This is a genomic window from Klebsiella sp. K4 (assembly GCF_014596785.2).
Taxonomy (GTDB): domain Bacteria; phylum Pseudomonadota; class Gammaproteobacteria; order Enterobacterales; family Enterobacteriaceae; genus Klebsiella; species Klebsiella pneumoniae.
Genome location: NZ_CP115021.1, coordinates 1722601 through 1737627, shown reverse-complemented (window position 1 = coordinate 1737627; position 15027 = coordinate 1722601). Strand labels below are relative to the sequence as shown.

The window sequence follows — 15027 nt, the reverse complement described above, 5'->3', positions numbered from 1 at the left end:
TTTATTCACCGCATAAATCTAATTAAAGCCCCCGCGGATACAACTATTTTTTGCTTTTTTAAACTAAAAGTTGATATCACCCCGGATATCGGCCGCGGGAGCGCCCGGCGTCGCGGCGGTTATCCAGACATTTCTCAACCTTCTTTTCATAATTCCTCCATTTTTACGGCCCCTTCCCTCACTAAACTAGTATCATTCAGCGAAACGCTTCAGGATGAGACCGTAAACTAATGAAAGGCAGTAACATACGTCGTTGGGGCGCCGCGCTGGCGGTAGTGATTATCGCCGGGGCCGCCTACTGGTTCTGGCACGATCGCGGGACGAGCGGCAGCGGGGCTCCCGCCGCCGGACAGGGCCCGCAGGGGCCGGGCGGCGCACGCCATGGCCGCTTTGGCGCCGCGCTGGCGCCGGTGCAGGCGGCCACCGCCACCGAAGAAGCGGTCCCGCGCTATCTCACCGGGCTGGGTACGGTGACGGCGGCCAACACCGTCACCGTCCGCAGCCGGGTCGACGGCCAACTGCTGAGCCTTCACTTCCAGGAGGGACAGCAGGTCAAAGCCGGCAACCTGCTGGCGCAGATCGACCCCAGCCAGTTTAAAGTCGCTCTCGCCCAGGCGCAGGGTCAGCTGGCGAAAGATCAGGCCACCCTCGCCAACGCCCGCCGCGATCTCGCTCGTTACCAGCAGCTGGTGAAGACCAACCTCGTCTCCCGCCAGGAGCTCGACACTCAGCAGTCGCTGGTGGTGGAAACCGCCGGCACGGTGAAAGCTGATGAAGCGGCCGTCGCCAGCGCCCAGCTGCAGCTCGACTGGACCCGCATTACCGCGCCAATTGACGGCCGCGTCGGCTTAAAGCAGGTCGATATCGGCAACCAGATCTCCAGCGGGGATACCACCGGGATCGTGGTTCTTACCCAGACGCACCCGATCGACGTGGTCTTTACCCTGCCGGAAAGCAGCATCGCCACGGTGGTGCAGGCGCAGAAAGCGGGCAAAACGCTCAGCGTCGAAGCCTGGGATCGCACCAATAAGCAGAAAATCAGCGTCGGCGAGCTGCTGAGCCTCGATAACCAGATCGATGCCACCACCGGGACCATCAAGCTGAAGGCGCGCTTTAGCAATCTGGACGACGCGCTGTTCCCCAATCAGTTCGTTAACGCCCGCCTGCTGGTGGACACCCAGCAGAACGCGGTGGTGATCCCTGCCGCCGCGCTGCAGATGGGCAACGAAGGGCATTTCGTATGGGTGCTGAATGATGAGAATAAGGTCAGCAAACACAGCGTGACGCCCGGCATCCAGGACAGCCAGAAAGTAGTCATCAGCGCCGGGCTTTCCGCCGGAGATCGCGTGGTCACCGACGGGATTGACCGCCTGACCGAGGGAGCGAAGGTAGAAGTTGTCACCGCCAGCAGCGGCGAGGAGGCGCAGCCCGCCCCGCGCCAGAGCGGTAAACACGGAGCGCGTTCCTGATGCAGGTGTTACCTCCAGGCCGCACCGGCGGCCCGTCCCGGCTGTTTATTATGCGTCCGGTGGCCACCACTCTGCTGATGGTGGCTATCCTGCTGGCCGGGATCATCGGCTACCGCTTTCTGCCGGTCTCCGCCCTGCCGGAGGTCGATTACCCGACCATTCAGGTAGTCACCCTCTATCCGGGCGCCAGCCCGGACGTGGTGACCTCCGCCATCACCGCCCCGCTGGAGCGCCAGTTCGGCCAGATGTCAGGCCTCAAGCAGATGTCGTCGCAAAGCTCCGGCGGCGCCTCGGTAGTCACGCTGCAGTTCCAGCTGACCCTGCCGCTGGACGTCGCCGAGCAGGAAGTGCAGGCGGCCATTAACGCCGCCACCAACCTGCTGCCGAGCGATCTGCCCAACCCGCCGGTCTACAGCAAGGTGAACCCGGCGGATCCGCCGATCATGACTCTCGCCGTCACCTCCTCCGCCATCCCGATGACCCAGGTTGAGGACATGGTGGAGACCCGGGTGGCGCAGAAGATCTCCCAGGTTTCCGGCGTCGGTCTGGTGACCCTCGCCGGCGGCCAGCGCCCGGCGGTGCGGGTGAAGCTTAACGCCCAGGCCATCGCCGCCCTCGGCCTGACCAGCGAAACCGTGCGCACCGCTATCACCAGCGCCAACGTTAACTCCGCGAAAGGCAGCCTCGACGGTCCGGCCCGCGCGGTGACGCTTTCCGCTAACGATCAGATGCAGTCCGCTGAGGATTATCGCCGGCTGATTATCGCTTATCAGAACGGGGCGCCGATCCGGCTCGGCGATGTCGCCAGCGTCGAACAAGGGGCCGAAAACAGCTGGCTCGGGGCGTGGGCCAACCAGCAGCGGGCCATTGTGATGAACGTCCAGCGCCAGCCGGGGGCCAACATCATCGACACCGCCGACAGCATTCGCCAGATGCTGCCGCAGCTCACCGAGAGCCTGCCGAAATCGGTGAAGGTGCAGGTCCTCTCCGACCGGACCACCAACATCCGCGCCTCGGTGCGCGACACCCAGTTTGAGCTGATGCTGGCCATCGCCCTGGTGGTGATGATCATCTATCTGTTCCTGCGCAACGTGCCGGCGACCATTATTCCCGGCGTCGCGGTGCCGCTGTCGCTGGTGGGCACTTTCGCGGTGATGGTGTTCCTCGACTTTTCGATCAATAACCTGACGCTGATGGCCCTGACCATCGCCACCGGCTTCGTGGTGGATGACGCCATCGTGGTGATCGAGAACATCTCGCGCTATATCGAAAAAGGCGAGAAGCCGCTGGCCGCCGCGCTGAAGGGCGCGGGGGAGATCGGCTTCACCATCATCTCCCTCACCTTCTCGCTGATCGCGGTGCTGATCCCGCTGCTGTTTATGGGCGATATCGTCGGCCGCCTGTTCCGCGAATTCGCCGTCACCCTTGCCGTCGCTATTCTTATCTCGGCGGTGGTCTCCCTGACCCTGACGCCGATGATGTGCGCCCGTATGCTAAGCCACGAATCGCTGCGTAAGCAGAACCGATTCTCGCGAGCCAGCGAGCGTTTCTTCGAACGGGTGATCGCCGTCTACGGCCGCTGGCTGAGCCGGGTGCTGAATCATCCGTGGCTGACGCTCGGCGTCGCCCTGAGCACCCTGGCGCTGTCGATTATCCTGTGGGTCTTTATCCCGAAAGGCTTTTTCCCGATCCAGGATAACGGCATTATCCAGGGTACCCTCCAGGCGCCGCAGTCGGTCTCCTTCGCCAGCATGGCCGAGCGCCAGCGGCAGGTGGCCAGCATTATCCTTAAGGATCCGGCGGTGGAGAGTCTGACCTCCTTCGTCGGCGTCGACGGCACCAACCCGGCGCTGAACAGCGCCCGCCTGCAGATCAACCTCAAGCCGCTGGACGAACGCGACGACCGCGTCCAGACGGTGATTAGCCGCCTGCAGCAGGCGGTGGACGGCGTCCCCGGCGTGGCGCTCTACCTGCAGCCGACCCAGGACCTGACCATCGACACCACGGTGAGCCGCACCCAGTATCAGTTCACCCTGCAGGCAAACTCCCTCGAGGCGCTGAGCACCTGGGTGCCGCCGCTGCTCAGCCGCCTGCAGGCCCAGCCGCAGCTGGCCGACGTCAGCAGCGACTGGCAGGACAAAGGCCTGGCCGCCTATATCAAGGTGGATCGCGACAGCGCCAGCCGCCTCGGTATCTCAATGGCCGATGTCGATAATGCGCTGTACAACGCCTTCGGCCAGCGACTGATCTCCACTATTTACACTCAGGCGAATCAGTATCGCGTGGTGCTCGAGCAGGATACCGAGGCGACGCCGGGCCTGGCGGCGCTGGAGAATATCCGTCTCACCAGCAGCGACGGCGGCATCGTGCCGTTGACCGCCATCGCCACGGTGGAGCAGCGCTTTACCCCGCTGTCGGTGAACCACCTCGATCAGTTCCCGGTGACCACCATCTCGTTTAACGTCCCGGACAACTACTCGCTGGGCGAAGCGGTGGAGGCGATCCTCGCCGCCGAACAGTCGCTGGATTTCCCGACCGATATTCGCACCCAGTTCCAGGGCAGCTCGCTGGCCTTCCAGTCGGCGCTCGGCAGCACCGTCTGGCTGGTGGTCGCCGCGGTGGTGGCGATGTATATCGTGCTGGGGGTACTGTACGAGAGCTTTATCCACCCGATCACGATTCTCTCCACCCTGCCCACCGCCGGGGTCGGGGCGCTGCTGGCGCTGTGGCTGGCGGGCAGCGAGCTGGACGTGATCGCCATCATCGGCATCATTCTGCTGATCGGCATCGTGAAGAAGAACGCCATCATGATGATCGACTTCGCGCTGGCCGCTGAGCGCGAGCAGGGCATGCCGCCGCGGGAGGCGATCTACCAGGCCTGTCTGCTGCGTTTTCGGCCGATCCTGATGACTACCCTCGCCGCCCTGCTCGGCGCCCTGCCGCTGATGCTGAGCACCGGCGTCGGCGCCGAGCTGCGGCGTCCGCTGGGGATCGGCATGGTCGGCGGTCTGATGCTCAGCCAGGTGCTGACCCTGTTCACCACCCCGGTGATCTATCTGCTGTTCGACCGCCTGTCGCTGCACCTGAAGCGCCGCTTCCCGCGTCAGGAAGAGGAGGCGTAAGTGAAGTTTTTCGCCCTCTTCATTTACCGCCCGGTGGCGACGATCCTCATCTCGCTGGCCATCACCCTGTGCGGCATTCTCGGCTTCCGGCTGCTGCCGGTAGCCCCGCTGCCGCAGGTGGACTTCCCGGTGATCATGGTTAGCGCCTCGCTGCCGGGAGCCTCGCCGGAGACCATGGCCTCGTCGGTGGCCACCCCGCTGGAGCGCTCCCTGGGGCGGATTGCCGGGGTCAATGAGATGACCTCCTCCAGCTCGCTCGGCAGCACCCGCATCATTCTCGAGTTTAACTTCGACCGCGATATCAACGGCGCGGCGCGCGACGTTCAGGCGGCGATCAACGCCGCGCAAAGCCTGCTGCCGAGCGGGATGCCCAGCCGGCCGACCTATCGCAAAGCCAATCCGTCGGATGCGCCGATCATGATCCTGACGCTGACCTCGGACACCTACTCCCAGGGTGAGCTGTATGATTTCGCCTCCACCCAGCTGGCGCAGACCATCGCGCAGATCGACGGCGTGGGCGATGTCGACGTCGGCGGCAGCTCCCTGCCGGCGGTGCGCGTCGACCTCAACCCGCAGGCGCTGTTCAACCAGGGCGTGTCGCTGGACGCGGTGCGCACCGCCATCAGCGACGCCAACGTGCGCAAACCGCAGGGGGCGCTGGAGGACAGTGCGCACCGCTGGCAGGTGCAGACCAACGATGAGCTGAAGACCGCCGCCGACTATCAGCCGCTGATCGTCCACTATCAAAATGGCGCCGCGGTGCGGCTGGGAGATGTCGCCACCGTCTCAGATTCGGTGCAGGACGTACGCAACGCCGGGATGACCAACGCCAAACCGGCGATCCTGCTGATGATCCGCAAACTGCCGGAAGCCAATATTATCCAGACGGTGGACAGCATCCGCGCCCGCCTGCCGGAGCTGCAGCAGACCATTCCGGCGGCTATCGACCTGCAGATCGCCCAGGACCGCTCGCCGACCATCCGCGCCTCGCTGGAGGAAGTGGAACAGACGCTGGTGATTTCGGTGGCGCTGGTGATCCTCGTGGTGTTCCTGTTCCTGCGCTCGGGGCGCGCCACGCTGATCCCGGCCGTCGCCGTCCCGGTTTCCTTAATCGGCACCTTCGCCGCGATGTATTTGTGCGGCTTCAGCCTCAATAACCTGTCGCTGATGGCCCTGACCATCGCCACCGGCTTCGTGGTGGATGACGCTATCGTGGTGCTGGAGAATATCTCCCGCCATCTGGAGGCGGGGATGAAACCGCTGCAGGCGGCGCTGCAGGGGAGCCGCGAGGTCGGCTTTACCGTGCTGTCGATGAGTCTGTCGCTGGTGGCGGTGTTCCTGCCGCTGCTGCTGATGGGCGGCCTGCCCGGCCGCCTGCTGCGCGAGTTCGCCGTCACCCTGTCGGTGGCGATCGGCATCTCGCTGGCGGTCTCCCTCACCCTGACGCCGATGATGTGCGGCTGGCTGCTGAAAAGCGGCAAGCCCCACCAGCCGACGCGCAACCGCGGCTTTGGCCGCCTGCTGGTGGCCGTGCAGGCCGGCTATGGTAAATCGTTAAAATGGGTGCTGAAGCATAGCCGGCTGACCGGCCTGGTGGTGCTGGGCACCATCGCCCTCAGCGTTTGGCTCTACATTTCGATCCCGAAAACCTTCTTCCCGGAGCAGGACACCGGGGTGCTGATGGGCGGCATTCAGGCCGACCAGAGCATCTCCTTCCAGGCGATGCGCGGCAAGCTGCAGGACTTTATGAAGATCATTCGCGAAGATCCGGCGGTGGATAACGTCACCGGCTTTACCGGCGGCTCGCGGGTCAACAGCGGGATGATGTTTATCACCCTCAAGCCGCGCGACCAGCGCCACGAGACGGCGCAGCAGGTGATCGACCGGCTGCGCAAAAAGCTGGCCAACGAGCCCGGGGCCAACCTGTTCCTGATGGCGGTGCAGGATATCCGCGTCGGCGGCCGGCAGTCGAACGCCAGCTATCAGTACACCCTGCTGTCCGACGACCTGTCGGCGCTGCGCGAGTGGGAGCCGAAGATCCGCAAAGCGCTGGCGGCGCTGCCGGAGCTGGCGGACGTCAACTCCGATCAGCAGGACAATGGCGCCGAAATGGACCTGGTCTATGACCGGGATACCATGTCGCGCCTCGGCATCAGCGTCCAGGACGCCAACAACCTGCTGAACAACGCCTTTGGCCAGCGGCAGATCTCTACCATCTACCAGCCGCTCAACCAGTATAAGGTGGTGATGGAGGTGGATCCGGCCTACACCCAGGACGTCAGCGCCCTGGATAAGATGTTCGTCATTAACAGCGACGGCAAGCCGATTCCGCTGGCCTACTTCGCCAAATGGCAGCCGGCCAATGCCCCGCTGTCGGTGAACCACCAGGGGCTGTCGGCGGCATCCACTATCTCCTTTAACCTGCCCACCGGCCGCTCGCTGTCGGAAGCCAGCGAGGCCATTGACCGCGCGATGACCCAGCTCGGGGTGCCGTCGAGCGTGCGCGGCTCCTTTGCCGGTACCGCTCAGGTGTTCCAGCAGACCATGAACGCGCAGGTGATCCTGATCCTCGCGGCTATCGCCACGGTCTATATCGTGCTGGGGGTGCTATATGAGAGCTATGTGCATCCGTTGACCATCCTCTCGACGCTGCCCTCCGCCGGGGTGGGCGCTCTGCTGGCGCTGGAGATCTTCGATGCCCCGTTCAGCCTAATCGCCCTGATTGGGATTATGTTATTAATTGGCATCGTTAAGAAAAACGCCATCATGATGGTTGATTTTGCCCTGGAGGCGCAGCGTAACGGCAACCTGACGCCGGAAGAGGCGATTTTCCAGGCCTGCCTGCTGCGTTTCCGGCCGATTATGATGACCACCCTCGCCGCGCTGTTCGGCGCCCTGCCGCTGGTGCTCTCCGGGGGCGATGGCTCTGAACTGCGCCAGCCGCTGGGGATCACCATCGTCGGCGGTCTGGTGATGAGCCAGCTGTTAACGCTCTACACCACGCCGGTGGTCTATCTTTTCTTTGACCGTCTGCGGCTGCGTTTTTCGCGTCACTCCTCTCAACCGGTAAGCGAATAACATGACAGACCTCCCGGCCAGCGTGCGCTGGCAGCTATGGATAGTGGCGTTCGGCTTCTTTATGCAGTCGCTGGATACCACCATCGTTAACACCGCCCTCCCCTCGATGGCCAAAAGCCTCGGGGAGAGTCCGCTGCATATGCATATGATTATCGTCTCCTATGTGTTAACGGTGGCGGTGATGCTGCCGGCCAGCGGCTGGCTGGCCGACCGGGTCGGGGTGCGCAATATCTTCTTCACCGCCATCGTGCTGTTTACCGCCGGATCGCTGTTTTGCGCCCAGGCCAGCACCCTCGACCAGCTGGTGATGGCGCGGGTGCTGCAGGGGGTCGGCGGCGCGATGATGGTGCCGGTCGGCCGTCTGACGGTGATGAAGATCGTCCCGCGCGATCAGTATATGGCGGCGATGACCTTCGTCACCCTGCCGGGCCAGGTCGGTCCGCTGCTCGGCCCGGCGCTGGGCGGGGTGCTGGTGGAATACGCCTCCTGGCACTGGATCTTCCTCATCAATATCCCGGTGGGGATCGTCGGCGCGATTGCCACCCTCTGTCTGATGCCCAACTACACCATGCAGACCCGGCGCTTCGATCTCTCCGGCTTTCTGCTGCTGGCCGCCGGAATGGCGACCCTGACCCTGGCGCTCGACGGCCAGAAAGGGCTCGGCATTTCCCCTGCCTGGCTGGCGGGGCTGGTGGCCGTCGGCCTCTGCGCCCTGCTGCTCTACCTGTGGCACGCCCGCGGTAACGCCCGGGCGTTGTTTAGCCTTAACCTGTTTCGCAACCGCACCTTCTCCCTCGGCCTCGGCGGCAGCTTCGCGGGACGCATCGGCAGCGGCATGCTGCCGTTTATGACCCCGGTGTTTCTGCAGATCGGCCTCGGCTTCTCCCCCTTTCACGCCGGGCTGATGATGATCCCGATGGTGCTCGGCAGCATGGGCATGAAGCGGATCGTGGTCCAGGTGGTTAACCGCTTCGGCTACCGTCGGGTGCTGGTCGCCAGCACCCTGGGCCTGGCGGCGGTCAGCCTGCTGTTTATGTTTAGCGCCCTGGCCGGCTGGTATTACGTGCTGCCGCTGGTCCTGTTTCTGCAGGGGATGATCAACGCCAGCCGCTTCTCCTCAATGAATACCCTGACGCTGAAAGATCTCCCGGACGATCTGGCCAGCAGCGGCAACAGCCTGCTGTCGATGGTGATGCAGCTGTCGATGAGTATCGGCGTGACCATCGCCGGGCTGCTGCTGGGGCTGTATGGCCAGCAGCATATGAGTCTCGACGCCGCCAGCACCCATCAGGTCTTTCTCTACACCTATCTGAGCATGGCGGCGATCATCGCCCTCCCGGCGCTCATCTTTTCCCGGGTACCGGATGACGTCGGCAGCAATACCGTCCTCCGTCGACGCAACAGGAGTGGATCGTGAAATTTTGGCGCCCGGGTATTACCGGCAAGCTGTTCCTCGCTATATTCGCCACCTGCATCGTGCTGCTGATCAGCATGCACTGGGCGGTGCGCATTAGTTTTGAACGCGGGTTTATCGACTATATCAAGCGCGGCAATGAGCAGCGCTTAACCATGCTCAGCGACGCGCTGAGCGAGCAGTATGCCCAGCATGGCAGCTGGGCGTTTCTGCGCAACAATGACCGCTTTATCTTCCAGCTGCTGCGCACCTTCGAACGGGATAACGACGACCGCTCGCCGCCGGGGCACGCCATGAAGCCGGACGCCGCCCCGGACGGGCCGCCGCCGGATGGCCCCCCTGACGGCCCGCGCCCGAGGCCGGAAATGCCGCCCCACGGCTGGCGCACCATGTTCTGGGTGGTGGATCAGTCGGGGCGCGTGCTGGTGGGGCCGCGTGAGCGCGTCCCGGAGGACGGCACCCAGCGCAGCATCGTGGTCAACGGCGCGGAGGTGGGCAAAGTTATCGCCTCGCCGGTAGAGCGGCTGACGCGCAATACCGACATTAACTTCGACCGGCAGCAAAAGCGCACCAGCTGGCTGATCGTCGCCCTTGCCACCCTGCTTGCCGCGCTGGCCACTTTCCCGTTGGCCCGCGGTCTGCTGGCGCCGGTGAAGCGGCTGGTGGAAGGCACCCATAAGCTGGCGGCAGGCGACTTTTCCACCCGCGTGACGGTGACCGGCGGCGATGAGCTCGGCCGCCTGGCGCAGGATTTTAACCAGCTCGCCAGCACCCTGGAGCGCAACCAGCAGATGCGTCGCGATCTGATGGCCGATATCTCCCATGAGCTGCGCACCCCGCTGGCGGTGCTGCGCGGCGAGCTGGAGGCGATTCAGGACGGGGTCCGGCGCTTTACCCCCGAGTCGATTCCTTCTCTGCAGGCCGAGGTGGCTACCCTCACCAAGCTGGTGGACGACCTCCATCAGCTGTCGATGTCCGACGAGGGGGCGCTGGCCTACCAGAAAACCTCACTGGATATCATCACCCTGCTGGAAGTGGCGGCGGGCGCTTTTCGCGAGCGCTTCGCCAGCCGGCAGCTAAGCATTCAGGTGTCGCTCCCGGAGCAGGCGATGATCTTCGGCGACCGCGACCGCCTGATGCAGCTCTTCAACAATCTGCTGGAGAACAGCCTGCGCTATACCGACAGCGGCGGCAGCCTGCACATCACCGCCCGCCGCAGCGGCCGGATGCTGGTGATTGACTTCGCCGACAGCGCCCCCGGCGTCAGCGATGAGCAGCTGGCCCGCCTGTGCGAACGCTTTTACCGGGCGGAAGGATCGCGCAACCGCGCCAGCGGCGGCTCCGGCCTCGGACTGGCGATTTGCCTCAATATCGTAGCGGCCCACGGCGGCACCCTGCGTGCCGACCATTCGCCTTTTGGCGGGGTTAGCATTAAAGTTGAGTTACCTCTGGAACATGATTTACCGAGAGACGTATGACTGAATTGCCTGTAGATGAAAACACCCCACGCATCCTTATCGTGGAAGATGAACCGAAGCTCGGCCAACTGCTGATTGATTATCTGCAGGCCGCCGGCTATGCGCCTGCGTTGATTAACCACGGCGACAAGGTCCTGCCCTACGTCCGCCAGACGCCGCCGCACCTGATCCTGCTGGATCTGATGCTGCCCGGTACCGACGGTCTGACGCTGTGCCGGGAAATTCGCCGCTTCTCCGATGTTCCGGTGGTGATGGTGACGGCGAAAATCGAAGAGATCGACCGTTTGCTGGGGCTGGAAATAGGCGCCGACGACTATATCTGCAAGCCCTACAGCCCGCGGGAAGTGGTCGCCCGGGTAAAAACCATCCTCCGCCGCTGCAAACCGCAGCGCGATCTGCAGGCGCTGGACGCCCAGAGCCCGCTGATTGTCGACGAAGGTCGTTTTCAGGCCTCCTGGCGCGACAAGCTGCTGGACCTCACTCCCGCCGAGTTCCGGCTGCTGAAAACCCTCTCCCAGGAGCCGGGCAAAGTGTTCTCCCGCGAACAGCTACTCAACCATCTGTATGACGATTATCGGGTAGTCACCGATCGCACCATCGACAGCCACATCAAGAACCTGCGGCGCAAGCTGGAGGCGCTGGACGCCGAGCAGTCGTTTATCCGCGCGGTGTATGGTGTTGGCTACCGCTGGGAAGCGGACGCCTGCCGGCTGGCGTAGTTAGCCTTTTCCCGGCTCGCGCTGCGCTTCGCCGGGCTACACGTTCACCGCCATCTGCAATCCGTAGTCCGGGTAAGGCGTTTACGCCGCAACCCGGGGAACTCCCTAGAGCCTATCCCACCAGGCGTTATTAACGCTGTCAGTGTGAGCACTGCCCAGGTTCAAAATGGCAAACAAATTAGCCATACTGAAAGATACCTATCTGATATTTACTCCCCTTCGCCGCGGCGCTACAATGCCCGCCCTTAATGTGGGGACACTCCCCAACTCGCCGCACCAGGTGCGGCGAATCTGACCTGTCATCAGAACGAGAACACCATGTTTAAACCAGAACTCCTCTCCCCGGCGGGAACGCTGAAGAATATGCGTTACGCTTTCGCCTATGGCGCCGATGCCGTTTATGCCGGTCAGCCGCGCTACTCGCTGCGCGTGCGTAACAACGAATTCAATCACGAAAATCTGCAGCTCGGCATCAATGAAGCCCACGCGCTGGGTAAAAAATTCTATGTGGTGGTCAACATCGCCCCGCATAACGCCAAGCTGAAAACGTTTATTCGCGATCTGAAGCCGGTGGTGGAGATGGGTCCGGACGCGCTGATCATGTCCGATCCGGGTTTAATCATGCTGGTGCGGGAACACTTCCCGGAGATGCCGATCCATCTTTCAGTGCAGGCCAACGCCGTCAACTGGGCGACGGTCAAATTCTGGCAGCAGATGGGGCTGACCCGCGTGATCCTGTCGCGTGAACTGTCGCTGGATGAAATCGAAGAGATTCGCCGCCAGGTGCCGGAGATGGAGATTGAGATTTTCGTCCACGGCGCGCTATGCATGGCCTACTCCGGCCGCTGCCTGCTCTCCGGGTATATCAACAAGCGCGACCCGAACCAGGGGACCTGCACCAACGCCTGCCGCTGGGAATACAACGTGGCGGAAGGCAAAGAGGACGACGTCGGCAACATCGTCCACAAATATGAGCCGATCCCGGTGCAGACCGTGGAGCCCACCCTCGGCATCGGCGCGCCGACCGATAAAGTCTTTATGATTGAGGAAGCCAAACGTCCGGGCGAGTACATGACCGCCTTTGAGGACGAGCACGGCACCTACATCATGAACTCGAAAGATCTGCGGGCTATCGCCCACGTTGAGCGTCTGACCCAGATGGGCGTTCACTCGCTGAAGATCGAAGGCCGCACCAAATCCTTCTACTACTGCGCGCGCACCGCTCAGGTTTACCGCAAGGCGATCGACGATGCCGCCGCCGGCAAACCGTTCGATACCAGCCTGCTGGAGACCCTGGAGGGGCTGGCCCACCGCGGGTACACCGAAGGCTTCCTGCGCCGCCATACCCATGACGATTATCAGAACTACGAGTACGGCTACTCCGTCTCCGAGCGCCAGCAGTTTGTCGGCGAATTCACCGGAGAGCGTAACGGCCCGCTGGCGGCCGTGGCGGTCAAAAATAAGTTCAGCGTCGGCGACAGCCTTGAGCTGATGACCCCGCAGGGTAACGTCAACTTCACCCTTGAGCATATGGAGAATGGCAAAGGCGAAACCATGCCGGTGGCCCCGGGCGATGGCTATACCGTCTGGTTGCCTGTGCCGGACGACCTGCCCCTGCAGTATGCCCTGCTGATGCGCAACTTTACTGGTCAAACAACCAGAAATCCGCACGGTAACTAGTTAATTTGCGTTATTTTTTCACGATGTAAGGATATTAGAATCGGATCACATACCGTTTCGATCGAAACAGGTATCATCCATTTCGCTGAAAAACATAACCCATAAATGCTAGTTGTACCAGGAACCACCTCCTTAGCCTGCGTAATCTCCCTTACGCGGGCTTATTTTTTTGCCTCTCCTCCGGTCTTCGCTTTCGTCATGCGGTACACTTTATGCAACATTGAGCAATAAAGGTTCCCTTGATGATGTCTACGTTTCCTGCCAGCTTACTGATCCTTAACGGCAAAGGTGCCAATGAACCGCAGCTACGCGAAGCGGTTAACCTGTTACGCGATGAAGGGATTGATATTCACGTCCGCGTGACCTGGGAAAAGGGCGATGCCGCTCGGTTTATCGATGAAGCCCTGCAGCTGAACGTTGAAACGGTGATCGCCGGCGGTGGCGATGGCACCATTAATGAAGTGGCGACCGCGCTGGTGGAGCGCGGCGGCAAGATGGCGCTAGGGATTTTACCGCTGGGCACGGCTAACGACTTTGCCACCAGCGTCGGTATCCCGCAGGATCTGGCCAGCGCCCTCAAGCTGGCGATCGTCGGCCGCGATGTGCCGATAGATATCGCCCGGGTGAATGATAAAACCGGCTTTATTAATATGGCGACCGGCGGGTTCGGCACCCGGATCACCACCGAAACGCCGGAAAAACTCAAAGCCGCGCTCGGCGGTGTCTCTTATTTAATCCATGGCCTGATGCGTATGGATACCCTGAAGCCGGACCGCTGCGAGATCCGCGGAGAGAACTTTCACTGGCAGGGCGATGCGCTGGTCATTGGCATCGGCAACGGCCGCCAGGCCGGTGGCGGCCAGCAGCTATGCCCGGAGGCGTTGATTAACGATGGTCTGCTGCATCTGCGCATTTTCACCGGCGAAGAGCTGATCCCTGCCCTGTTCAGCACCCTGGCGAATCCGGAAAACTCGCCGAATATTGTTGACGGTGTCTCCTCGTGGTTTGAAATAACCGCGCCCCATGAGATGACCTTTAACCTCGACGGCGAGCCGCTCAGCGGCAAAACCTTCAGTATGGAGCTGTTACCGGCGGCCCTGCGCTGCCGGCTGCCGCCCGACTGCCCGCTGCTACGCTGAAGCGGACAGGGGCACACTGCCCGGCGGCGCTGCGCTGGCCGGGCCTACGGTTCGCAGATCTCATGCCGCGCGGATAAGCGCCGCGCCATCCGGGGAAGTCAACCCAGGCCGGGTCAGGCGGCAGCCGCCACCCGGCAAAAAAACCGGTTTGGCGCCCCCCCTGAACCTTTCCCGCGGATTAAGGCTATCAATGGGGCGTGAGCGCAGAGAAGAGATTAACCGACCAGCTACATCCCGGGAATGTCTGCGCCCACAAATGGCTGACTTAAACCGCCGCCGCTGGCTCCGCGCTAAGCGCTTCCAGCAGTTCAGGTAAGGTTTGATAGCGGCCAGCGGCGGCCTGAAAACGCGCGTGCTGGCTATCTTCTGCAATCACTATCGTGGCAATCCCCGCCGACTGGGCCGCGCAAAAGCCGGTAAAGCTATCCTCAATCACCAGACACTGGCTGGCGTTGAGATTGAGCTTCCGCAGCGTCGTGAGGTACACCGCCGGGTGCGGTTTGCCGCGTGGTTCATCATCCGCGCTGGAGATCGCGTCAAAAAAGTGCCAGAGCGAAAGCTTGTTCAGCACAGCGGCAATAACCTGACGAGATGATGACGTGGCGAGCGCAATCTTATAACCCGCTTCGCGAAAATAGCGTAACGCCTCCTGCACCCCGCGCATCGGTTCGCCTTTCGCGGCAATCAGGCGGGTGATGCGCTGCAGGATGGCGTCTTCAAGCCGCTGCGGAGCGAGATCAAGCTGAAAATAGCGGCACCAGGTGCCGGCAATGTCGTCGAGGCGCTTGCCCTTGGTCAGGGTTTCACATTCAGCAACGCTCGCCGTTGCCCCCCACTGCGCGAGGGCGTCAATCTGCGCCTGACGCCAGAGCGCCTCGGAATCAATAATCACGCCATCCATGTCAAAAATAACCGCCTGCATACTCAT

General features: G+C 62.4%; 9 protein-coding genes. 8 read left to right on the top strand and 1 reads right to left on the bottom strand.

Annotation, left to right across the window (positions count from 1 at the left end; genetic code table 11):
• The first annotated feature begins 230 nt into the window (after window positions 1-230).
• The 8 genes from IB144_RS08540 to yegS all read left to right on the top strand — a co-directional run bounded on the left by IB144_RS08540 (window position 231) and on the right by yegS (window position 14099).
• Window positions 231-1469: an MdtA/MuxA family multidrug efflux RND transporter periplasmic adaptor subunit gene (locus tag IB144_RS08540; protein ID WP_149359002.1), complete on the top strand. Its 1239-nt coding sequence runs from the start codon at window positions 231-233 to the stop codon at window positions 1467-1469.
• A complete protein-coding gene (locus IB144_RS08535; protein ID WP_004149055.1) occupies window positions 1469-4591 on the top strand; it encodes an MdtB/MuxB family multidrug efflux RND transporter permease subunit in 3123 nt (1040 codons plus the stop codon). The genes IB144_RS08540 and IB144_RS08535 overlap by 1 nt, the downstream gene beginning before the upstream one ends.
• Entirely contained in the window at window positions 4592-7669 is a 3078-nt protein-coding gene (gene mdtC, locus IB144_RS08530) for a multidrug efflux RND transporter permease subunit MdtC (protein ID WP_065888439.1), read from the top strand.
• Between the two features lies 1 nt (window position 7670).
• Window positions 7671-9086: an MFS transporter gene (locus IB144_RS08525; protein WP_004149057.1), complete on the top strand. Its 1416-nt coding sequence runs from the start codon at window positions 7671-7673 to the stop codon at window positions 9084-9086.
• Window positions 9083-10561, top strand: a complete 1479-nt coding sequence (gene baeS, locus IB144_RS08520; RefSeq protein ID WP_004149058.1) for a two-component system sensor histidine kinase BaeS — start codon at window positions 9083-9085, stop codon at window positions 10559-10561. The genes IB144_RS08525 and baeS overlap by 4 nt, the downstream gene beginning before the upstream one ends.
• A complete protein-coding gene (gene baeR, locus IB144_RS08515) occupies window positions 10558-11280 on the top strand; it encodes a two-component system response regulator BaeR (protein WP_004175198.1) in 723 nt (240 codons plus the stop codon). Before baeS ends, baeR begins: the two co-directional genes overlap by 4 nt.
• Window positions 11281-11598: 318 nt before the next feature.
• Window positions 11599-12960, top strand: a complete 1362-nt coding sequence (yegQ, locus tag IB144_RS08510; RefSeq protein WP_004144192.1) for a tRNA 5-hydroxyuridine modification protein YegQ — start codon at window positions 11599-11601, stop codon at window positions 12958-12960.
• 242 nt (window positions 12961-13202) lie between these two features.
• Complete coding sequence (gene yegS / locus IB144_RS08505) at window positions 13203-14099, top strand: lipid kinase YegS (protein ID WP_074440749.1); 897 nt, start codon at window positions 13203-13205, stop codon at window positions 14097-14099.
• Window positions 14100-14364: 265 nt separating this feature from the next.
• Here the strand turns inward: yegS and IB144_RS08500 are convergent, their stop codons facing one another.
• Window positions 14365-15027, bottom strand: coding sequence for an HAD-IA family hydrolase (locus IB144_RS08500; protein WP_004175126.1), 663 nt, complete (start codon window positions 15025-15027; stop codon window positions 14365-14367).

Coding starts and splice junctions, on each gene's coding strand:
- IB144_RS08540 (WP_149359002.1), top strand. CDS start 231: ATGAAAGGCAGTAACATACGTCGTTGGGGCGCCGCGCTGGCGGTAGTG.
- IB144_RS08535 (WP_004149055.1), top strand. CDS start 1,469: ATGCAGGTGTTACCTCCAGGCCGCACCGGCGGCCCGTCCCGGCTGTTT.
- IB144_RS08525 (WP_004149057.1), top strand. CDS start 7,671: ATGACAGACCTCCCGGCCAGCGTGCGCTGGCAGCTATGGATAGTGGCG.
- baeR (WP_004175198.1), top strand. CDS start 10,558: ATGACTGAATTGCCTGTAGATGAAAACACCCCACGCATCCTTATCGTG.
- yegQ (WP_004144192.1), top strand. CDS start 11,599: ATGTTTAAACCAGAACTCCTCTCCCCGGCGGGAACGCTGAAGAATATG.
- yegS (WP_074440749.1), top strand. CDS start 13,203: ATGATGTCTACGTTTCCTGCCAGCTTACTGATCCTTAACGGCAAAGGT.
- IB144_RS08500 (WP_004175126.1), bottom strand. CDS start 15,027: ATGAGTATGCAGGCGGTTATTTTTGACATGGATGGCGTGATTATTGAT.